The organism is Streptococcus oralis SK304 (genome assembly GCF_000287715.1).
GTDB lineage: Bacteria > Bacillota > Bacilli > Lactobacillales > Streptococcaceae > Streptococcus > Streptococcus oralis_Y.
In genome coordinates this window covers 34698-56158 of sequence record NZ_ALJN01000002.1, presented here as the reverse complement: position 1 = coordinate 56158, position 21461 = coordinate 34698, and the positions used below count along the sequence as shown (strand labels likewise).

The 21461-nt window shown below is 39.8% G+C and carries 25 protein-coding genes and 1 tRNA gene; 14 read left to right on the top strand and 12 right to left on the bottom strand.

The window, feature by feature from the left end; translation table 11 throughout:
• Window positions 1-2 precede the first annotated feature (2 nt).
• Window positions 3-458, top strand: a complete 456-nt coding sequence (locus HMPREF1125_RS03000; RefSeq protein ID WP_000155444.1) for a GNAT family N-acetyltransferase — start codon at window positions 3-5, stop codon at window positions 456-458.
• 79 nt (window positions 459-537) lie between these two features.
• Window positions 538-1797 carry a S41 family peptidase gene (locus tag HMPREF1125_RS02995; protein WP_002882836.1) on the top strand — a complete coding sequence of 420 codons (1260 nt, stop codon included), beginning with the start codon at window positions 538-540 and terminating at the stop codon, window positions 1795-1797.
• Window positions 1798-2004: 207 nt separating this feature from the next.
• On the opposite strand, the gene HMPREF1125_RS02990 is transcribed toward HMPREF1125_RS02995, so the two are convergent.
• Window positions 2005-2077: transfer RNA gene (locus HMPREF1125_RS02990), tRNA-Lys, on the bottom strand.
• Between the two features lie 264 nt (window positions 2078-2341).
• Entirely contained in the window at window positions 2342-3613 is a 1272-nt protein-coding gene (locus tag HMPREF1125_RS02985; protein ID WP_001113189.1) for a replication-associated recombination protein A, read from the bottom strand.
• A 115-nt stretch (window positions 3614-3728) separates the two neighbouring features.
• Between HMPREF1125_RS02985 and HMPREF1125_RS02980 the strand changes: the two genes are divergently transcribed.
• The 9 genes from HMPREF1125_RS02980 to HMPREF1125_RS02940 all read left to right on the top strand — a co-directional run bounded on the left by HMPREF1125_RS02980 (window position 3729) and on the right by HMPREF1125_RS02940 (window position 12093).
• On the top strand, window positions 3729-4199 hold the full coding sequence (locus tag HMPREF1125_RS02980) for a DUF3013 family protein (protein WP_000257110.1): 471 nt from the start codon (window positions 3729-3731) through the stop codon (window positions 4197-4199).
• A 9-nt stretch (window positions 4200-4208) separates the two neighbouring features.
• Window positions 4209-4637, top strand: a complete 429-nt coding sequence (locus HMPREF1125_RS02975; protein WP_000401997.1) for an NUDIX hydrolase — start codon at window positions 4209-4211, stop codon at window positions 4635-4637.
• Complete coding sequence (locus tag HMPREF1125_RS02970) at window positions 4634-5002, top strand: hypothetical protein (protein ID WP_000575391.1); 369 nt, start codon at window positions 4634-4636, stop codon at window positions 5000-5002. Before HMPREF1125_RS02975 ends, HMPREF1125_RS02970 begins: the two co-directional genes overlap by 4 nt.
• Before the next feature lie 58 nt (window positions 5003-5060).
• The gene (locus tag HMPREF1125_RS02965) at window positions 5061-5564 is read left to right on the top strand and encodes a GNAT family N-acetyltransferase (protein ID WP_000614681.1); all 504 of its coding nucleotides are present in this window, start codon (window positions 5061-5063) and stop codon (window positions 5562-5564) included.
• 106 nt (window positions 5565-5670) lie between these two features.
• A complete protein-coding gene (prmA, locus tag HMPREF1125_RS02960) occupies window positions 5671-6621 on the top strand; it encodes a 50S ribosomal protein L11 methyltransferase (protein ID WP_000451172.1) in 951 nt (316 codons plus the stop codon).
• A 1-nt stretch (window position 6622) separates the two neighbouring features.
• Window positions 6623-7366 carry a 16S rRNA (uracil(1498)-N(3))-methyltransferase gene (locus HMPREF1125_RS02955; RefSeq protein ID WP_001188189.1) on the top strand — a complete coding sequence of 248 codons (744 nt, stop codon included), beginning with the start codon at window positions 6623-6625 and terminating at the stop codon, window positions 7364-7366.
• Between the two features lie 10 nt (window positions 7367-7376).
• Complete coding sequence (gene pepF, locus HMPREF1125_RS02950; RefSeq protein WP_000435533.1) at window positions 7377-9173, top strand: oligoendopeptidase F; 1797 nt, start codon at window positions 7377-7379, stop codon at window positions 9171-9173.
• 104 nt (window positions 9174-9277) lie between these two features.
• Entirely contained in the window at window positions 9278-11086 is a 1809-nt protein-coding gene (locus tag HMPREF1125_RS02945; protein WP_001145601.1) for an NACHT domain-containing protein, read from the top strand.
• 338 nt (window positions 11087-11424) lie between these two features.
• The gene (locus HMPREF1125_RS02940) at window positions 11425-12093 is read left to right on the top strand and encodes an MIP/aquaporin family protein (RefSeq protein ID WP_000713413.1); all 669 of its coding nucleotides are present in this window, start codon (window positions 11425-11427) and stop codon (window positions 12091-12093) included.
• 300 nt (window positions 12094-12393) lie between these two features.
• On the opposite strand, the gene queF is transcribed toward HMPREF1125_RS02940, so the two are convergent.
• From queF to HMPREF1125_RS02905, 7 genes are all read right to left on the bottom strand, one after another.
• Window positions 12394-12885 carry a preQ(1) synthase gene (queF, locus tag HMPREF1125_RS02935; protein WP_000082587.1) on the bottom strand — a complete coding sequence of 164 codons (492 nt, stop codon included), beginning with the start codon at window positions 12883-12885 and terminating at the stop codon, window positions 12394-12396.
• Window positions 12886-12903: 18 nt separating this feature from the next.
• Window positions 12904-13620 carry a 7-carboxy-7-deazaguanine synthase QueE gene (gene queE, locus HMPREF1125_RS02930; protein ID WP_000196475.1) on the bottom strand — a complete coding sequence of 239 codons (717 nt, stop codon included), beginning with the start codon at window positions 13618-13620 and terminating at the stop codon, window positions 12904-12906.
• A complete protein-coding gene (gene queD, locus HMPREF1125_RS02925; RefSeq protein WP_000464579.1) occupies window positions 13613-14056 on the bottom strand; it encodes a 6-carboxytetrahydropterin synthase QueD in 444 nt (147 codons plus the stop codon). Before queD ends, queE begins: the two co-directional genes overlap by 8 nt.
• A complete protein-coding gene (queC, locus tag HMPREF1125_RS02920) occupies window positions 14056-14709 on the bottom strand; it encodes a 7-cyano-7-deazaguanine synthase QueC (protein WP_000828773.1) in 654 nt (217 codons plus the stop codon). The genes queD and queC overlap by 1 nt, the downstream gene beginning before the upstream one ends.
• A 203-nt stretch (window positions 14710-14912) precedes the next feature.
• Entirely contained in the window at window positions 14913-15227 is a 315-nt protein-coding gene (trxA, locus tag HMPREF1125_RS02915) for a thioredoxin (protein WP_001029581.1), read from the bottom strand.
• A gap of 15 nt (window positions 15228-15242) precedes the next feature.
• Window positions 15243-15464, bottom strand: coding sequence for a DUF4649 family protein (locus HMPREF1125_RS02910; protein ID WP_000560636.1), 222 nt, complete (start codon window positions 15462-15464; stop codon window positions 15243-15245).
• A 96-nt stretch (window positions 15465-15560) separates the two neighbouring features.
• Window positions 15561-15941 (bottom strand): MarR family winged helix-turn-helix transcriptional regulator, encoded by a 381-nt coding sequence (locus HMPREF1125_RS02905; RefSeq protein ID WP_000221643.1) that lies wholly within the window; start codon window positions 15939-15941, stop codon window positions 15561-15563.
• 196 nt (window positions 15942-16137) lie between these two features.
• On the opposite strand from HMPREF1125_RS02905, the gene HMPREF1125_RS02900 reads away from it, so the two are divergent.
• Together HMPREF1125_RS02900 and HMPREF1125_RS02895 are read left to right on the top strand one after the other, a co-directional pair.
• A complete protein-coding gene (locus HMPREF1125_RS02900) occupies window positions 16138-16512 on the top strand; it encodes a CidA/LrgA family protein (RefSeq protein WP_025172313.1) in 375 nt (124 codons plus the stop codon).
• Window positions 16509-17204, top strand: coding sequence for an LrgB family protein (locus HMPREF1125_RS02895; protein ID WP_001288935.1), 696 nt, complete (start codon window positions 16509-16511; stop codon window positions 17202-17204). Before HMPREF1125_RS02900 ends, HMPREF1125_RS02895 begins: the two co-directional genes overlap by 4 nt.
• A gap of 112 nt (window positions 17205-17316) precedes the next feature.
• Here the strand turns inward: HMPREF1125_RS02895 and HMPREF1125_RS02890 are convergent, their stop codons facing one another.
• On the bottom strand, window positions 17317-18435 hold the full coding sequence (locus HMPREF1125_RS02890) for an N-acetylmuramoyl-L-alanine amidase family protein (RefSeq protein ID WP_000868701.1): 1119 nt from the start codon (window positions 18433-18435) through the stop codon (window positions 17317-17319).
• 12 nt (window positions 18436-18447) lie between these two features.
• Window positions 18448-19668 carry a caspase family protein gene (locus HMPREF1125_RS02885; RefSeq protein ID WP_025172312.1) on the bottom strand — a complete coding sequence of 407 codons (1221 nt, stop codon included), beginning with the start codon at window positions 19666-19668 and terminating at the stop codon, window positions 18448-18450.
• Between the two features lie 103 nt (window positions 19669-19771).
• Between HMPREF1125_RS02885 and HMPREF1125_RS02880 the strand changes: the two genes are divergently transcribed.
• On the top strand, window positions 19772-20626 hold the full coding sequence (locus tag HMPREF1125_RS02880) for a helix-turn-helix domain-containing protein (protein ID WP_000427008.1): 855 nt from the start codon (window positions 19772-19774) through the stop codon (window positions 20624-20626).
• A 98-nt stretch (window positions 20627-20724) separates the two neighbouring features.
• On the opposite strand, the gene HMPREF1125_RS02875 is transcribed toward HMPREF1125_RS02880, so the two are convergent.
• Window positions 20725-21453: an ABC transporter permease gene (locus tag HMPREF1125_RS02875; protein ID WP_000498776.1), complete on the bottom strand. Its 729-nt coding sequence runs from the start codon at window positions 21451-21453 to the stop codon at window positions 20725-20727.
• Window positions 21454-21461 lie beyond the last annotated feature (8 nt).

The following is a 21461-nucleotide window of genomic DNA, read 5'->3' as shown; positions in this document are numbered from 1 at the left end:
AGATGACAATTCGTTTTGAAGAAAATGTGAGCCCAGAAAGTGCTCAACTCGTATGCCAATGGTCTAACTCCCTTGGCAAATCCTTTCAAGAACAATGGATGGGACCAATGATTCCTTTTCCCTTGACCATTCAAGTCTTGCAAGATTTGGAAGGAATCTTTTCAATCTTTGATGGACAAGAGTTTGTGGGGCTTATCCAGAAAATCAGGCTAGAAGACAGGAATCTTCATATCGGGAGATTTTTTATCAATCCCCAGAAACAGGGGCAGGGCTTAGGTAGCCAGACTTTAAGGAAATTTGTTAGTTTGGCCTTTGAAAATGGAGATATAGATAGTGTTTCTCTAAATGTCTACGAGGCAAATCAAACAGCTTACAATCTTTACCAAAAAGAAGGATTCGAAATCGTTCAAATGGTTGAAACACCTATACGGAAATACATTATGAAGAAGGGGAGATAGCAGATTGACTTTGTAGTAAAAACTCCTTTTTCGTTGTGAAGAAGGCAATACTATTTTAAAGGTAGAAGGAATGGCTCGTATGAAAAAAACAGATATTTTTAAAGACATTGTTTGGATTATGACACATGATTCATCTACAGTAAAAGATCGCAAAGGGTGCAACCCTCAGCCTTTTCTAGAAAAGATTACAGATGATATGACTGAGCAAGAATTTCTTTATCAAGTCAGGACTTATCTTGCTAGTTTTGGGATTATTGGGCATATTTCTTTCCATGATAAAAAATCAGGTCCAAAAGGTTTTCTTTTGAGGATAAGTGAGCAGGAAATGTTTGTTGAGGAAGCAAACCAAGATACAGGTCTCCAAGTGGGGGATCGAATCCTCAGTCTGGACGGGATAAGTTTGGAGCAAGTAGCTTTGCAACACCCAAATTACTTTATTAGTCTGACTCCAGAAAGACGATACCGAGAATGGGCAGATTTGCTACTGATGGCAGAGCAAGTGACCGTCTTGCGAGATGGGCAGGAGATGTCTATTGCAGTTCGTGCTAGCCAGCAAGCTCAAAAAGCTCAGATCTTTTGGAAAGAGTTGGAGTCAGATATCCTCTATATACGCTTAGATAATTTTATGGATGAAGAAGCGATTAACCGTTTATACCAAGAGTGTTTGCAGAAGATTGCTGAGACAGAAACTCTTATTATAGATGTCCGTTACAACAATGGGGGCACGGATTCTTTGTATTTTCCGCTCTTACATCTTGGCTTGGAGGAAGGGAAAGGCTATGACACTCTGGATTTACAGGATGATGGAATGGAAATTCTCTATACAGAAGGAAATGTCGATCGACGCTTAAAAGACTTTGAAACATGGCTGCAACAAGAAAATATCAGTCCTGATACGGTGAAACTGATTGAAGATTTTCGTAATAATTTACTCCAAAATCGAGGGAAAGGCTATGTTCGGTATCAGGATGATCAAGACGAACTTTTCCCAGGTGTTAAGGGTGGTCACTATCCAGAGCAGATTTTTGTTTTGTCAGATATTTATTGTGCATCATCAGGAGATAATTTTGTCAAGATGATGAAGAATTTTAAGAAAGTAACAGTTATCGGCCGTCCAACGCTTGGTATTTTAGACTACTCAAATTGTTGCAAGGTGGATTATGATGATTACTTTTTGATGTTCCCAACTTCTCGCTGGTTGGCTATAGATAAAGGCAAAGGGATGACGGACAAAGGTGTTCTTCCTGATATAGAAGTCCCTTGGACTCCTGCACATTTTGAACGAGATGTAGATCTAGATAAATGTCTGGAGTTGATTGAGATGAAGAGGAAATATTAGATTGTTTAAATAAAAGACTTAGTTCTGTATGAAATAGAGCTAAGTCTTTTGATTTTGATCTGTTTGTAATTGAGTAAAATGATTGTATCACTGAGGGGCAAAAGAATTTTTTTACACATAAAATATATCTTGAGCATCCGTTGATGGAATAAAAGTAGGGAGGATACAAAAAAGCCTTGATTTCAAGGCTTTTCCTGTTGTATTAGATGCCCCCTGCAGGGCTCGAACCTGCGACCCATAGATTAAGAGTCTACTGCTCTACCAACTGAGCTAAGGAGGCAAAGAAAAAGCTGTATTGGTGCCGAAACTTCACGGTTTGTATTGAACCCGCGCAATTAAGCAGGTGGGCAACTCGCTCTAACTGAAGCTGTTTCCGTGTGAGACGGCCTACATGCTGTTAGAAGACTTTTGTTTCCCTAATAATACAAAAAATAGTCGGTCAACACTTAAGTGTGAAGTCGTACACCACAGCGTTTCTATGTTTATATGATACCACTTTTTCAAAAAAAAATCAAGAGGGAAATGCAATTATTTGAAAAGGATTTCACAAGTCCCGTAATTTATCAATGGTTTCCTTGCGTTGAGCTAAGGCCCGTTCGTACTTGCCAGTGTCTTCTGGAGAGAAGTAGCTATGATTGCGAATCTTTTCTGGCAAATAGTCTTGTTTGACCCAGTGTCCAGGATAGTTGTGTGGATAGAGATAATCTTGGGCATTGCCCAGTTCCTTGCTGCCACTGTAGTGACCATCACGCAGGTGCCGTGGAATGGGTAAATGCCCTGATGTTTTGAGATCAGCAAGAGCCTTGTCCATAGCCACATAGGCTGAGTTGGACTTGGGTGAAAGAGCCAGATCAATCACGACATTAGCAATGAGAATGCGGGCTTCTGGGAAGCCAATCCTTTGTGCAGCCTCTAGAGCAGTTACGGTATGAATCTGCGATTCAGGATTGGCCAAGCCGATATCTTCATAAGCGATAACAGTCAAGCGACGAGCGAGACTAGGCAGATCCCCAGCTTCAATCAAGCGGGCTGCGTAGTGGAGACTGGCATCCACATCCGAGCCGCGGATGGATTTTTGCAGGGCAGAAAGGACATCATAGTGCCCATCCCCGTCCTTGTCCATGGTAATGTAACTCCTCTGAAGGCTATTTTCCATGATATCCAGAGTGATATGGCGTATACCCTTGTCATTTTCGAGAGTAGAGAGAACAGCCAAATCTAGTGAATTAAAGGCAGAACGGAGATCACCATTAGTAGATGTTGCGATGAAATCAAGGGCATCCTCATCTAGTTCTACTGGGAAATCAAAACCACGTTTAGTGTCAGATATAGCGATTTGAATGGCTTCTTTAACATCTTGATTGGACAAGGGTTCTAATTCAAAAATCTGAACACGGCTACGAATGGCTGGAGTGACAGAAAAGAAAGGATTTTCAGTCGTCGCCCCAATCATGATAACCAGACCACTTTCCAAGAGTGGCAGAAGAAAGTCTTGCTTGGTCTTATCGAGACGATGGATCTCGTCCAGTAACAGGACCAATCCTCCAGAAAATTTAGCTTCTTCTGCGATTTCTTGGAGTCGCTTTTTACTATCCACTGTCGCGTTAAAGGTCCGAAAGGCATACTTGGTCGTTCCAGCGATGGCTGAAGCGATACTGGTCTTGCCGATTCCTGGAGGTCCGTAGAGAATCATGGAGGACAGACGATTGGCTTCCACCATGCGACGGATAATTTTTCCAGGTCCGACCAGATGCTCCTGACCGATGACCTGATCTATGGTTTTTGGGCGCATGCGAAGCGCGAGATTGTCTGGCATAGCAGTCCTTTCTAACATGGATTTTCTGATGTATATGTGGTAAGATGGTAGTATCTATTTTAGCATAATTCCGAGTAATCGGGGCGATTTAAGAGTCACATAGAAAGAGGACAAAATGGCAACATATGGATTTTTAGATGTTTTAGAGGAAGAATTGGACAAGAACTTTCCCTTTGACTTTGAGATTAGCTGGGATAAGCGCAACCATGCGGTAGAAGTGAGTTTTCTATTGGAAGCACAAAACGCTGCAGGTGTGGAGATGGTGGATGAGGACGGAGAAGTTTCGTCAGACGATATCCTCTTTGAGGAGGCAGTCCTTTTCTACAATCCCACCAAGTCAACAGTCAATAAAGAAGACTATTTAACGGTCATCCCTTATCTGCCGAAGAAAGGATTTTCTCGTGAATTTTTAGCTTATTTTGCCCTTTTCCTTAAAGATACTGCCGAGGTTGGGCTGGATGCCCTCATGGACTTTTTGGAAGATCCAGAAGCAGAAGAATTTGTCATGGAATGGAACCAAGAAGTCTTTGAAGAAGGAAAAGTTGGCTTAGAAGAAGGAGAGTTTTATCCTTATCCGAGATACTAGGAGTCTGATATGGAAATAGAAATTTCTGATTTTACTGGTTGCAAAATTGCCCTCTTTTGTGGTGATAAGCTCCTGACTATCTTACGTGATGACAAATCAAACATTCCATACCCTAATACCTGGGAATTGCCAGGTGGCGGACGAGAGGGTGATGAAAGTCCCTTTGAGTGCGCGGCGCGTGAAGCTTATGAAGAGCTGGGAATTCATCTGACTAAAGATTGTCTGCATTGGAGTAAGGTGTACCCAAGTATGCTTTTTGAGGGGAAGGAATCTGTCTTTCTAGTTGGTAAGTTAAGGCAGGAACAGTTTGATAGTATCGTCTTTGGCGATGAGGGACAAGGATATAGACTGATGAGTATTGAGGAGTTTCTTAGCTCAGATAAGGTTGTCCCCCAGTTGCAGGACAGAGTGAGAGATTATTTGGAGGAAGTAAAATGATTTTTGCAGTTGCAACAACGACACTAAATAAGGAAGTTAAACGCAAACTAAAAGCTGGACAATACTCTAGAGAAGAAGCTACATTCATCTATTTGGAATATTTAAAGTTAAAGAAGCAGAGAGAAAGTGGTACGAAAGTAGCTGGGATTTCTATGGCTGTTATTTGGGTATTAATGCTTGCTATACCCTTACTGAGTGGTAGAGGTCTCGTACTGCCCCTTCCAGTATATTTTTTATTTTTGATACTGTTTGCAGGAATTGTTCTATTTGTTTATTATCTTATGTTTGGTATTTTTAAACAGCAGATTCATAACGCAATGAAAGAACACTACACGGATGTGATTGAAGAATTTGAGGGTCAGTAAAACAGCGTGTGGAAGAGCATAGGAAGCGAGTTGAGAGAGTGGATTTGGAGGTATTAGTATGATTCAGATTATCCGAGCAGGAGCAGAGGATTTAGAAACCGTAATTGCAATTCAAAGAGCTAGCTTTAAGGCTGTCTATGAGAAATATCAAGATGAGTATGATCCTTATCTGGAGGACCGTGAACGAATCAAGTGGAAATTGGTTGAGCGTCCCAATAGCTATTACTACTTTGTGAAAGAAAAGGACGAAAATATCGGATTTTTACGAGTTCAGACCAATGAAGAGTTGACGGAGGCTTGGTTGGGAACGGCAGCGATTTTGCCTCAGCATCAAGGAAAAGGTTATGGTTCTGAGGGATTGAGATTGCTGGAAAAGGAATTTCCAACGATTAAACAGTGGGATTTGTGTACGGTATTACAGGATGCGGGGATGGTCGCCTTTTATGAGAAAAATGGCTACCGTCAAACCCATATCGAGCCTGAAAAAGAAGGTATGGATATGGTTTACATGAAAAAATGTATAGAGAATAGAAAGGATGGTTCGGTTACATTTCTAAACTGAACCCGCCCTAAACAGTGTGCCAAAAAGATAAACTTCTCTTAGACCCAAGTGTCTTCAGAGAATTTTCTATTTTGGCTTTGTGTTTTACGGGCTTGGTATCTTAATTATGGAAACATGGCAAGAGTTAAAAGTTACAGTGAAGCGTGAGGGGGAGGAGCTGGTCTCTAATCTCTTGATTGAACTGGGGGCGCAAGGTGTTGCGATCGAAGACAGTATGGACTATGTGGGGAATGTCGACCGTTTTGGTGAGATCTTCCCTGAAGTCGAACAGCAGGAAGAAATCGTGGTGACAGCCTACTATCCTGAAACGGTAGATGTGACAGCGGTTGAGGCAGACTTGCAGGCACGTCTGGCAGACTTGACGGATTTTATGGACTTAGGAGAAGTCAAGATTGGCACGACTGCCTTGGCTGAGGAGGACTGGGCAGATAACTGGAAGAAATACTATGAGCCAGCTCGTATCATTCATGACTTGACCATCGTGCCGTCTTGGACAGACTATGAGGCGACTGCGGGAGAGAAGATTATCAAGCTGGATCCTGGTATGGCCTTCGGGACAGGAACCCATCCGACGACCAAGATGAGCCTTTTTGCTTTGGAGCAGGTTCTTCGTGGTGGCGAAACGGTGCTGGATGTGGGGACAGGTTCAGGTGTCCTCTCCATTGCCAGCTCGTTGCTTGGTGCCAAGGAAATCTTCGCCTATGACCTAGATGATGTGGCAGTTCGTGTGGCTCAGGAAAATATTGAGCTCAACCCTGGCATGGAAAATATCCATGTAGCGGCAGGTGATTTGCTCAAGGGTGTGGAGATTGAGGCAGATGTGATTGTGGCTAATATCTTAGCGGATATTCTCATTCATCTGACGGATGATGCTTATCGCTTGGTCAAGGATGAAGGCTACCTGATCATGAGTGGCATTATCAAGGACAAGTGGGATATGGTGCGTGAGTCAGCTGAGTCGGCAGGTTTCTTCCTTGAAACCCATATGATTCAAGGGGAATGGAATGCCTGTGTCTTTAAGAAGACCAAGGATATCTCTGGTGTGATTGGAGGCTAGCATGCAACAGTATTTTGTCAAGGGCAGTGCAATCTCTCCTGTCACCATTGAGGACAAGGAAACCAGCAAGCATATGTTTCAGGTTATGCGCTTGAAAGAAGATGATGAGGTGACCTTGGTCTTTGATGATGGCATTAAGCGCTTGGCGCGCGTGGTAGATGTGGAAAATCATCAGTTTGAGTTGGTCGAAGAATTAGCTGACAATGTGGAACTGCCCGTTCAAGTAACCATCGCATCAGGATTTCCCAAGGGAGACAAGCTGGAGTTTATCACTCAAAAAGTAACCGAACTCGGTGCCAGCCAGATCTGGGCCTTTCCTGCTGACTGGTCAGTCGCCAAGTGGGATGGTAAGAAATTGGGCAAGAAAGCCGAAAAACTAGAAAAAATTGCCCTTGGAGCAGCCGAGCAAAGCAAACGTAATCTGCTCCCAAGTATTAAGCTTTTCGAGAAAAAAGCAGATTTTCTAGCTCAGTTTGACCAGTTTGACTCAATTGTGGTGGCTTATGAAGAGTCGGCTAAAGAGGGAGAAGCCGCCGCGCTTCTGCAAGCAGTCACTGGTCTTGAAAAAGGAGCCAAATTGCTCTTTATCTTTGGCCCAGAAGGCGGTCTATCACCAGCAGAAATCGAAAGTTTTGAAACTAAAGGAGCCGTCTTGGCAGGACTTGGTCCTCGCATTTTGCGAGCAGAAACAGCACCACTTTACGCCTTATCAGCCCTCAGCGTATTATTAGAATTAGAGAAATAAGAGGAAGAAAATGGAACAAAAACACCGTTCAGAATTTCCAGAGAAGGAACTTTGGGATTTAACAGCCCTATACCAAGACCGTGAGGATTTCTTGCGTGCAATCGAGAAAGCTCGCGAAGACATCAACCAATTTAGCCGTGACTATAAGGGCAATCTTGACACTTTTGAGGATTTTGAAAAGGCCTTTGCGGAATTGGAACAAATCTATATCCAGATGAGCCATATCGGCAATTATGCTTTTATGCCTCAGACGACAGACTATAGCAATGAAGAATTTGCAAATATTGCCCAAGCTGGGATGGAATTTGAAACAGATGCCAGTGTAGCCTTGACTTTCTTTGACGATGCCTTGGTGGCAGCGGACGAGGAAGTCTTGGACCGTTTGGGTGAATTACCACATTTAATAGCTGCCATTCGTCAGGCAAAAATCAAAAAAGCCCACTATCTCGGGGCAGATGTAGAGAAGGCCTTGACCAATCTCGGTGAAGTTTTCTACAGTCCACAGGATATTTACACCAAGATGCGTGCTGGGGATTTTGAAATGGCTGACTTTGAAGCCCATGGCAAGACCTACAAAAACAGCTTTGTGACTTATGAGAATTTCTACCAAAACCACGAGGACGCTGAGGTTCGTGAGAAATCTTTTCGTTCTTTCTCAGAAGGACTCCGTAAGCACCAAAATACAGCTGCAGCAGCCTATCTAGCTCAAGTTAAGTCGGAAAAACTCTTGGCTGATATGAAGGGCTACGACTCAGTCTTTGATTATCTTCTGGCTGAGCAAGAAGTGGACCGTTCTATGTTTGACCGCCAGATTGACCTCATTATGCAGGACTTTGCGCCAGTCGCTCAGAGATACCTCAAGCATGTTGCCAAGGTTAATGGTCTTGAAAAGATGACTTTTGCTGACTGGAAATTGGACTTGGATAGCGCTCTTAATCCTGAAGTGACTATTGACGACGCCTATGATTTGGTCATGAAGTCAGTAGAACCTTTGGGACAAGAATATTGTCAGGAAGTTGCTCGCTATCAAGAAGAACGTTGGGTGGACTTCGCTGCCAATAGTGGCAAGGATTCTGGTGGTTATGCGGCGGATCCATATCGCGTGCACCCCTATGTCCTTATGAGTTGGACAGGCCGTTTGAGCGATGTCTATACTTTGATTCATGAGATCGGGCATTCTGGTCAATTCATCTTTTCAGATAATCACCAAAGTTACTTCAATGCTCATATGTCTACTTATTACGTCGAAGCGCCGTCAACCTTCAATGAATTGCTTTTAAGTGATTATTTGGAACATCAGTCTGACGACCCTCGTCAAAAACGCTTTGCTCTTGCCCACCGTTTGACAGACACCTACTTCCATAACTTTATTACCCACCTCTTGGAAGCAGCCTTCCAACGTAAGGTTTATACATTGATTGAAGAAGGGGAGACCTTTGGGGCAAGCAAGCTCAACAGCATTATGAAGGAAGTTTTGACGGACTTCTGGGGAGATGCCATTGAAATTGACGATGATGCAGCCTTGACTTGGATGCGCCAGGCCCACTACTACATGGGCTTGTATAGCTACACCTACTCAGCTGGACTAGTCATCTCGACAGCGGGTTACCTTCATCTGAAACATTCAGAAACTGGAGCTGAAGATTGGCTCAATCTTCTCAAATCAGGTGGCAGTAAGACACCACTTGAGTCAGCCATGATTATCGGAGCCGATATCTCAACGGACAAACCACTCCGTGATACCATCCAGTTCTTGTCTGATACAGTTGACCAGATTATCGCATACAGTGCTGAGTTGGGAGAGTAAGAGGATAAGAAAAATACTCTATAATAAAGTTGATCTTTTTGATAATCCAATATACAATATGTCATCGTTTATTTAATATTTACAGAAGATGATAGGAGAATATGATGCCAGTTACCAGTGAAAAATCTATTACAAATGCATTAGTAAAAATGCTTCCCAAATTATGGGCGAGGAGTAAAAAATTTTATAATGATAAACAGTTTAAAGTCGAAAGTGAATTAGGAGTTGTTTTCAAAGATTACTTGGAATATTCATATGAAAAATATTCTACTGTAAAGACATTATTATATAAAAATGAAGGTAAATTTTTATATAATTTTTATGAACCACAGTTTTTAGAATCTGGAAATGGAGAGGTTGTTGACACTACAAATTCGAGTTTGATTTTTCAGAAAAATAATAAAATAATTGTTACTGGAACTGGCGGTGTAGGTAAATCTATGCTCATGAAACATATATTTATAAACCAAATAGACACTGCAAGTAGCATTCCAATTTTCATAGAATTAAAATCTATAAATGAGAAATCATTGGATGATTTTGATTTTGAATTATTTATTTTTGAAGAGATTAAATGTCATCATTTGAATATAGAGAGAGAACATTTTCAAGAAACACTAAAATCTGGTGTATACACTATAATATTTGATGGACTTGATGAAATTATATCTACTCATAGAAATGTGTTAGACAAATCCTTAAAAGAATTTGTAGATATATATAATAAAAATAGGTATATTCTTAGCTCTCGCCCGTCCGATGATTTTATAGGTTGGTCTAATTTTTTAGAATATGAGATTAAGTTACTGACTAAAGAGCAGGCTGTTTCTCTCATTTTAAAATTAGAGTATGAATCAAAATTAAAAAATAAGTTTGCAAAAGAATTAAAAGATACATTATATGATAACCATGAATCTTTTGCTTCAATCCCTCTGTTGTTAACTATTATGTTAATGACATATGAAGACGGTGCATCTATTCCCAATAATCTAACTGATTTTTACAACCTAGCATTCTATACTCTCTATCAAAAACATGATGCATCGAAATCTGGTTATAAAAGAGAATTGAATTCTAATTTATCTCCTGAACAATTTAAAGAAGCTTTATCTTATCTAGCAATGAAAACATTTTTTAAAGGACAGATAACCTTTAATACTGACAGTTTTAATTCTTATCTTGATTCTTTTAAAGAAAAAAATACTGTGAAATTTGTAAATTCAGATTTCATTAGGGATTCTATTTCTAATGTTTGTATGATTTTACAAGATGGTATTTCTTATAAGTTTTCTCACAGGTCGTTTCAAGAGTATTTTGCTGGTGTCGGAGTGAGTAAATTAGATGATCAAACACAAAAGAAACTTTTAACTTCATGGGCAATAGAAGATGGAAACCACATTTCATATAATAAAACGTTTCTTACAACTTTATTGACAGTCCAACAAAACCGAACATATTTAAATTTATATGTTGAGCTAATAAAAAGAGTAAAAGTACTATATAAAAGTTCACAGGATTTAGGAGAGTTTATAAGTATTTTCTTTAGAGTATTTAAGCTAGGTATTAATCCACTTAAAAAAAATTCAGAAAGAATAGCTTTTATTATCAACGAAGATTATAGGGCGTTCTATCGTATACATTTTAAGGTTATTGAAGATTCTGGTTTGAATATAAATGATATAGATGATATAGAAATAGGAGATGAGTGCTCTAAGAAATTAATTAAATTCTTAGAAAAAAAGGGAGATGTAAATTATACTCAATTCCCAGAAGAATATAAAGAAGCTTTATGTAAGTGGATTGAATCATGGTTTGTTAAAAGATTGAATTTTATCTTTGATTGGTCTTTCAAGATTATCGGAAATAATAAAACTAAGAAGAGAACAACAGCTTCTATAATTGATGATATTTGATTTTTATCATATCGTTGGCTTGTAAAAGAAAAAATCCAATTGTTCCCTAAAGAATACTCTTTATCAAAATTAATCTAGTCTTATTGGGAATTATTTTATTGATTGCCTTACCTACTCTCTTTCTTGTTTTGAGTTGATACGACAGGATTCTATGCAATTGCTGGAGGGAAAACTCCCTCTAAAAAATAATAGGAAGTCATCTACGGATGGCTTTTTAATGTTGACAACCTCCCTAAAAGCTTGACTTTATCTCCTGATGTATTTTTCCAATCAATTTTCTTGAAACCCTTTCCTTCTTTTGATAGACTAATACATAGTTTAAAAAAAGGAGACTTATCATGAAAAAATTTATTGCTGAATTAATCGGTACATTTATGCTTGTGTTCATCGGAACAGGAGCTGTTGTTTTTGGGAATGGTGTTGAAGGTCTTGGGCACCTTGGGATTGCTTTTGCCTTTGGTTTGGCAATCGTAGTCGCAGCTTTCTCAATCGGAACTGTTTCAGGTGCTCATTTGAATCCAGCAGTTTCGATCGCTATGTTTGTAAACAAACGTTTGTCATCTTCAGAGCTTGTAAACTACATCCTTGGACAAGTAGTTGGAGCTTTCCTTGCGTCAGCTGCGGTATTCTTCCTCTTGTCTAACTCAGGCATGTCAACTGCTAGTCTTGGTGAAAATGCCTTGACAAACGGTGTCACTGTCTTTAGTGGTTTCTTGTTTGAAGTTATCGCAACCTTCTTGTTTGTCCTAGTTATCATGACTGTCACTTCAGCAAGCAAAGGCAATGGTGCAATCGCTGGTTTGGTGATTGGTTTGTCATTGACAGCTTTGATCCTTGTGGGCTTGAACATCACTGGCCTTTCAGTAAACCCAGCTCGTAGCTTGGCACCAGCTGTCTTGGTAGGTGGTGCAGCCCTTCAACAAGTATGGATTTTCATCCTTGCCCCAATCGTTGGTGGTATTCTTGCAGCCCTTGTTGCGAAAAACTTTCTTGGAACAGAAGAATAATTGAAATTCAAAAAGCCTTGCTCCTCATCTTGAGGAACAGGGCTTTTTCGTATGATACTCTTCGAAAATCTCTTCAAACCACGTCAGCTTCGCCTTGCCGTAGATATATGTAACTGACTTCGTCAGTTCTATCTGCAACCTCAAAACAATGTTTTGAGCTGACTTCGTCAGTTCTATCTGCAACCTCAAAACAGTGTTTTGAGCTGACTTCGTCAGTTCTATCTACAACCTCAAAGCAGTTCTTTGAGCAACCTGAGGCTATCTTCCTAGTTTGCTCTTTGATTTTCATTGAGTATGAGTTTAACGGTTGTCAATTTTCTCTGGATAAAGGTCGTGTTGGAAGAGGCGTTGTTCTGCCAAGCCCTCATACTTAGTTCCAGGCTTACCATAGTTGTAGTAGGGATCGATTGAAATGCCACCACGCGGAGTGAATTTTCCCCAGACCTCTAAATAGCGAGGGTCGAGCAAGTTGACCAAGTCTTTCCCGATAGTGTTGATACAGTTTTCGTGAAAATCTCCATGATTTCGGTAGCTAAAGAGGTAGAGTTTGAGGGATTTTGACTCGACACAGAGTTTGTCAGGAATGTAGGAAATATAAATCGTCGCAAAGTCTGGCTGAGCAGTGATGGGGCAAAGTGAGGTAAATTCAGGGCAGTTAAATTTGATGAAATAGTCATTTTCCACATGACGATTGTCAAAGGATTCCAGGACTTCTGGTTGATACTCGAAAATGTAGTTGGTTTCTTTGTTGCCCAGTAGGCTTAGATTTTTCATTTCTTCTTGTTGTGACATGATTTTTTCTTTCTAATCTTAAACACCACGTTGGTTATCGTAGAGGAGGGTATGGAGTTGAGGAAGGACGCGGACATTGCCCCAGCTATCGTCGGCAGCGACGCGTTCCCAGAGTTCTTTGAGACGGTCCAGTTGATCTTGGACAATATTGCCTGTGGCCTTGGGCTCAGGATTTCCAGCCGATAAGAAGAGAACATCTGGTTGGTAGCGCTCTTGAATCCCTTTGGCAAAGGCCAAATCGGCATCATCAAAGACGGGAATTTTAAAGGTGACTTTATCTGGATCCAGTTGAGAAACGATGAAATCCAAGGTCTCAAAGTTGACTTCCATCTTGGATGAAGGAGGTTTGGGACTAAGTGTGACTTGGTCGATGTCTTTTAACCAATTTTGCCAGCGGGAGCCTTGAGTCTCAACAGCTAGAGTGACTCCACGTTCCTTGAGTTTAGTGACTAATTCGGCCATGTTGGCTGCTAGGATAGCAGGATTTCCCCCAGACAGGGTTACATAGTCGTAGCTTCCTAGCTTGTCTAATTCAGCAATGACTTCGTCAGCCGTCATACGAGTTGGTTTTTCAGAACCATCCCAAGTAAAGGCAGAGTCGCACCAGTCGCAGTGGTAGTCGCAACCTGCAGTGCGGACAAACATAGTTTTCTGCCCGATAGCACGGCCTTCACCCTGAAAGGTTGGACCGAAAATTTCCAGAACAGGTAGTTTGAGGACACGTTCCCTAGTCATCTAACCACTCCCGTCTAAACTCCGCAAAGGCAGTCGGAGTCTCATAGAGGCGAATGTATTCCAAACGGAGACCGCGCTCGTCTGGCAACTCTTGACTCATGGTTTGGAAAATCCAGTAAACCATGTTTTCAGCAGTCGTGTTCATATAGGGTAGAGTTTCGTTGAGATAGCGATGATCCAAGTGGGGCTCTAAGTAGTCCTTGTAGATACCTTTGATGTCTCCAAAGTCATAGGTCATGCCCCGTTCATCTAAAAATCCACTGACAGCGATTTGCAAATGATAAGTGTGTCCGTGCAGGGATTTGCATTTTCCTTCATAGTGAAAGAGGTGGTGGGCAGCGTCGAAGGTAAATTCTTTTGATACCAAGGTTCTGTGAGGATTGTAGACAAGAGATTCCCCAGTTTCTTGTTTGATTTCTTTGGGTGCAAAAAACATTAGCCCTCTCCTTTCTGTGAGAGATAAACATCTAGGCCATGCTGACGTAGGTGGCAGGCTGGGCAATCTCCACAGCCACTTCCGATAATCCCATTGTAGCAGGTCAAGGTCTTTTCACGAACATAGTCAAAGGCACCTAGTTGGTCGGCTAATTCCCAAGTTTCAGCCTTGTCTAGCCACATGAGAGGTGTTTGGATAACAAAGTCGTAATCCATGGCAAGGTTGAGGGTAACATTAAGGGATTTGACAAAGACATCTCGACAATCGGGGTAGCCTGAGAAATCTGTCTCGCAGACACCTGTCACGATATCTTTAATGCCCCGTTGCTTGGCAAGAACTGCCGCAAAGGATAGAAAGAGGTGGTTGCGACCGTCAACAAAGGTATTGGGAACCTCTCCCTCTTTTTGCTCGATTTCCATATCAGAGGTCAAGGCATTTTCAGTGATTTGCCCCAGTAGAGACATATCTAAGATGTGATGACGAATACCTTGTTCCTTAGCGATTTCTCTAGCAACTTGAATTTCGAGATGATGGCGTTGGCCGTAGGCAAAGGTGACGGCTTCGACTGTTTCATAGTGTTCTTTAGCCCAAAAGAGGCAGGTTGTGGAATCTTGACCGCCGCTAAAGACGACCAAGGCTGATTGACGTTTCATAGTACTCCTTCCAAAGTGGGAAATGTTCAGAGCACGCAAAAAGCTCCCTTGAGGGGAGCTAAAAAATACCAAGTAGAGGTTTTTTTTAGCGATGGCATGTCCCAAACATCGTAATATTCTACCTACAGTCTAGCATATTTTTTGAAAAATGGCAAAGGGCAAGAAAAAAAGAGACCAAATAAAGTACTTGGTCTCTCGTGTGATTAGCTCAATTCAGCAACGATGGCCTTGATTTGTTCTGCAGTGTGAACACCAGCAACTTGTTTCACCACTTGGCCGTCTTTTTTGAAGAGAAGAGTTGGAATAGACATGATTCCAAAGGCACGAGCTGTGTTTGGATTTTCATCAACGTCCATTTTAACGATTTTCAAGACATCTTCTGAAAGTTCTTCAGATAATTTATCCAAGATTGGACCTTGCATACGACATGGACCACACCAAGTTGCCCAGAAGTCTACCAAGACCAAACCGTCTTTTGTTTCTTGTTCAAATGTTGCATCTGTAATTGCTTTTGCCATTGTATTTCTCCTTTTTTAGTTATATTGGCTTAAATCTTGTTTCATGAGATAGAAGAAGACATCTCCATAAGTCCCATGGTAGTCCAAATCATGACCATTATAGGTTAATTTTTGAACTGGGTAATAATCTGCGACACCGATAAGGCAAGCTTGTTGAGAACGTTCAAAGTCTTGGTAAGACTCGAAAGTCATGGTTCTCTCTTGTTTGCTGGTGTCTAGATAGGTAATTGCGATCATATTAAACTCCTTTGTTCGATCTTGACTTTATTGTACTCCTTGAAAAGAGGAATGTCAAGAAAAATGATTGCGCACGCAACTTTTTTGAAAATCTGATTATGAAATGAAATCAAGACTGGTTTCCAATCTTTCTTCGACGGCTTTTTGTAGATAAGCCAGGGTTGTTTGTCCCTCGTCAGTCAGGCAGATAAAACTAGCCCGTCTATCCTGGTCGCAACATCTGCGACTAAGCAAGCCACAGTTTTTCTCTTCTAACCTAGCCACCATTCGAGAAACAGCGCTCGGGCTGAGATGGAGTTTATCTGGCAGGTCAATTTGTCGTAGAGATTTCTCTTGGGCTAGATTCAGATAGTAGAGCAGGTAAAACTCTTTCAAGTTCAGCCTTTGTTCACTCTGCTGGGCAATAGTTTCTTCCAACAAGGCTTCCATTTCTTTTTGACGGCGATTGTAGTCAAACCATTTTTCTAAGTAGGTCATTGCTTTCTCCTTTCTTTTCAAAGTAAAAATCACAAAATCATTACTGACTGTCTCTCTAACACAAGATGATTGCGCATGCAATTATTATACTACTTTTAGCTAATCCTTGCAAGAAAGAAGAATTTCAATATTTCCTTGAATTTTTCTGAAAAAAGAGTAAACTGGTATGCAAGAAGTTTATTTCATGGAGTTTAGGATGAAATTATATGTTCAATTAATGATTCTCTTTGTGATTTCTCTAATCGGTGAGGGAATCTCCAGTTTCTTTCATCTGCCCATCCCCGGCAGTATTATCGGTTTGATTATTCTCTTTCTAGCCCTACAATTCAAGTGGTTAAGGACCAGGCATGTCAATATGGTTGGGAATTTCTTGCTGGCCAATATGACCATTCTCTTTTTGCCACCAGCAGTGGGAATCATGGAGAAGTTTGATGTGATTGCTCCTTATCTCTTGCCCATTGTTTTGATTGTCTTTTTTGCGGCTGTCATCAACATTATCCTCATAGCCCTAGTGGTTCAGTTTATCAAGAGACGATTTGAGGGAGATTATGAGAAGGGAGAAACGGAATGAGTGAATTTGTATCCAATCCTCTGTTTGGGATTGCATTGTCTATCCTAGCTTATCTAGTGGGGATGTTGATTTACAGACGTTTTCCACATCCATTGACAACACCCTTGCTGTTGTCGGCTATTTTTATCATTATTTTCCTTAAGGCGACGGGGATTTCTTATCAAGATTATTACCAAGGTGGGGTTTATCTGAATAATTTGATTGTCCCATCGACAGTGGCTCTAGGGATTCCGCTTTATAAGAGTTTTCACTTGATGAAGCACCATGCTCGGAGTATTCTCTTTGGTAGTCTGCTAGCAGTAGTGGTCAATACTAGCTTCACTGCCATAGTAGCGAAAATATTTGGTATGGACTTTTTCCTAGCAATTTCTCTCTTTCCCAAGTCAGTAACAACCGCTATGGCAGTGGGGATTACAGAAAAATTGCAGGGTTTAACGACTGTGACCTTGGTCGTCGTAGTAGCGACTGGGATCTTAACCAGTGTGATCGGACCAACCCTTTTGAAGTGGTTGAAAATTGACGATCCAGTGGCAGTTGGTCTTTCCCTCGGTGGAACAGGTCATGCAGTCGGAACAGGAACAGCCTTTCGATACGGCTCGGTAGCAGGAGCCATGGGTGGCTTGGCCATCGGTGTCACCGGTATTCTCTACGTCTTTGTCAGTCCAATAGTAGCCAGTTTGATATTGAGTTAAAAAGCAAGGAATTTAAGTTCCTTGCTTTTTGTATTGTCATGTAGCTTTTATATCATTTAGCCTGTGAATCTATAACTAATAGTTAATAGAATAAGATTTATACTCTAGATTATTACCAAGCTCCACTATCATCTACATAATAGCCATCAGGTGTATAGGTATTACGAAGCATATTACCAGATGATGCGAGATAGTACCACTTACCATTATCTTTGACCCAACCTGTCGCCATAGAACCTGAGTCTTTTAGGTAATACCAAGTTCCACTATCTTTAATCCAACCTGTTGCCATAGAACCTGAATCATTTAGGTAGTACCAAGAGCCACCATCTTTAATCCAGCCTGTCGCCATAGAACCTGAATCTTTTAGGTAATACCAAGAGCCATTATCATATAGCCAATCAGCTGAAATCATAGCTCCTGATGATTTAAAGGCATACCAGCTACCACCTCGGTATAGCCATGTTTGATTAAACATAACCCCTTCATCATCCATAAAGTACCATGTTCCCTGATTATTGATCCAAGCATCTTTAACTAGTTGACCTTGTTTTTGATAGTACCAATTTTGGTTTGATTGTAGCCAGCTAGCAGTTTCAAAGATTGGAGAAAGTTTTACATATAATCCACTGCTATTATATTGCCGAGCAATTCTTCCTGGTTTAATTAAATTAAGAGTTCCTTCTTCACGCCAAGCAACAACAGATTTTCCTGATATTACGGTTGGAAGCGTTGTAACATAAGACTCATTTACAGAATCCCATGAACTTTCTAAGATTTGGTCACCATCTAAAACAAAGTAGCCACTCTTAGCAGTATCTGAATCAACATCGTCAACTACCTTAGTAGACCAAGTTTTTACTTCAGTACCACTCTTAGCCTCTACTACAATATCCCCACGATATCCATAAGGGATATAAAAGTGTAAAAAACGTCCCTTATCTTCAGTTTTAGATACCGTTCTTTCCTCCGCTAAAAAGCTAGTATTTTGCTTTTCTCCATTTAAACTAACTGTCCATTCGATTTTGCTAGTACTAGGTAAATCTAACACTTTAATATTTACTTCATATCCATTATTAATCTTACTGACTTTCCCATTCTCGTATCGAATGCCGCCTTTAAAAGCCCAGTCTTCTTTAAGTTCAAATGCCTTTCCTGCTTGAGGTAGAGTCAATAAAACGAAACCTGCCAATGACAAACTAAGTAGTGTAATTTTTTTTGATACTTTCATTTTATGAACTCCTTATTTTTTGAATAAAACAAATTGACTGTTGTCTGGATAAACTTCAATATGCTGGTTAGAATTTTGTTTCAAAACTTGTTCACGAGAGTATGTATACAGTTCATTTAACGTGATTCTATGATTATAATTTTGGTCTGCTATTAAAGATACTTGTGAATTCTGTAGAGGATTCCATCCTGAACCTAAAGACCAATATTTAGTCGCTAAACTTAATGATCCACCACTAGAGTATTCTGCACCTCTTGATGAGCATAGTACTAAAAATTTAGAGTCAATCATCTCACCTGATTTTTCGTTACCATTCATATTAGAAAATCCTGATACAAACTCGTTCAAATCAAAATATTCTGTAGAGGCTCCTCCATTGGATGCCTCCGTATTATCTTTAGAGATAATTGTTCCAGCATGACAACAATCCAGCATAACAACAAACTTACCTTTGTATTGTTTTAAAATGGACGCCAATTCCCAACCAGAAAATGCTGTTTTATCACTCCCAATATAGATTCTTCCATCTCTTCCTCCATGACAAGTAAAGTAAAGATAGTTCACATCACTTTCGGTAGAAGATTCAAATAGTTCTTGCATTTTTGCAATAATCTCAGACTTAGTTCTATCTGGGAAACGAACAACTTCACTGAAATTTTGGTTGCTAAATACCTTTTCCATCGCATTAACATCTGCGATAGGTACTGCTGGAGTAGATGTTTCACCAAGAACTAAAGCCCGACGATTGATATTTCGGCTTTCGCCACTATTAGCAAAGAAATAGGTATCATCTCCGATATTGTGCCAACCCGTCTGCATAGCTCCGCTAGTATCTAAATAATATTGTTCACCTTCGATAGTCTGTAGCCCTGTTTGCATGACACCACTAGTATCTAAATAATACCAACTACCCGAATCCCAACACCATCCAGTTTTCATGGCTCCACTATCATCTAGAAAATACCATTTTCCATATTCTTTAATCCAACCTGTCTTCATCCAACCTTCACTATCAAAATAGTACCAGGTGTCATTTATTTTTTCCCATCCATTTGTAGTATAAGAACCATCATAATGCTCATACCACCAACGGCTATCAGATTTTATCCAACTTCCACTTGACTTACTATAAGTCGTTTGAGTGGAGGATTCTTGAGCAGAAACTGGATTATTGGTTGGCAGGGATGCTCCCAAGCTAAGTAAAGCAACTGCTGATAATGAAATTTTCTTCAAAACTTTCATAATAATATTTTCCTTTTTTTTTTTTATTTTGATATAATCATATCAGAATAAAAAAAGCTCGTTTTATTTATTGCAGAAATGGAAGAGAATTGATATGGAAAATTTTGGAGCCGTTTTAAAAGATATCCGTATTTCAAAAAATTTTCGTCTGAAAGATTTAGCGTGTAATGAAATTAGTGAATCAACAATTTCTCGGTTCGAGAATGGAGTTACGAAGTTATCTATTAATCATTTTTATATTCTGTTAGATCGCCTTGGAACCTCATTTTCAGAATTTGAAGAGTTAGTTCACTGTTATTACTCCCAAAAGGTATGTTTTTGGGGAGAGTTAGAAAATGCTGTAAATTCTTCAGATATATTTTTACTTCAAGAATTAGTCCAGAAAATAGAGTTAAGACAAAAGCAAGAAAAAAGTTTATGCAATTACCATATAAAATTGATTACTGAGCAACAGATCAACCGTCTTGCAAACCTTCCTTATAATTCATCTAAATGCAATGAATTAATAAAATATCTGCTTTCTGTAGATACTTGGATGGAGTATGAACTAAAAATTTTCTATAATTCGGTGTTTTTTATGAATACAAAAACCATTAGCTTACTATATAGAATAGTAATCAAGAAAACACGACACTTTCTAAAAACGGAAACGGGAGCTCGCAGGGTAATTCCTTTATATTTATTTAACTTGGAATTACTGTTAAAAAATAATTTGTTAGATAGCGCTCAATTTTTTATAGATGATTTAGAAAATTTACTTACGAGACAAGGATATTATTTTGAAAAAAATTATTTGCTTTTTTTAAGAGGTGTTTATCATATTAAAACTAATCGAGTAGAGATAGGTAAGAAAGAATGTTCTAAAGCTATGAGAATATTTAAGGAATATAATGATAGTGACACAATAGAGAAATTAAACGAGATATTTAGATCAGATTTTATATTTTAATTGCTAGATGGATTCATTTTTTTAATCTAGTTAAAAAATGAGATAAAGAAAAGGATAGCCTCTCAGTGATGAGATGTTATCCTTTTTTGACGTTTAAACTATTGCAAATTAACCTTGTTTTTCAAAATATAGTAGGTACCGAGATAGTAGATAGCCGATAAAAAGAGATCGCGCAGAATTTCTGTACCAATCATCATGTTAAAGTCATTTTCAATTCGGAAAAAGAGAGAAACATAACCAATGACGATGGCAATGACGATATAGGCTAGAATCCCCATAGCTGTTCGATACTCATTAAAGAGTTGTCCGATTGAGATGGAGAGGTAAATGGATAAAATCCATGTAATCGAACCGACAAATAGTGATAGGGCATACAGCCAGCCGTAGCTGAGGTAAGGGGAAATGAAGTTATAGAGGACGGTGAAGTCTTTTTCTATTGGTGTTAAGAAGAAGATAATCAATACACTCAAGATAAAGACGATATAGCTTAAGATGGACCAGACAAGACCACCTAAAAGTTTTGCGATGATGATTTGATGCTCAGAGACAGGCAAGGTTAGGGTCAAGTACCCTTGGCGGTCATAAACACTCCCCTTGAATCTTCGGATGATTAAAAAGATTGTTGCAATCCAAAGAGTGACGCTGAGTCCTCCAAAGACTAGTACCAAAAAGAAGATGAAATAAACAGCATTGTTAGAATTGTAACTCTGGCTAAGGCTACCAAGAAAAGCTCCAATTAAAACTGAAATTGCAAGCACAGCTCCATAGAGCGCTAAATACCATTTATTGACATTCTTAAATTCATAACGAACTAGATTCCAAAACATAATAATCT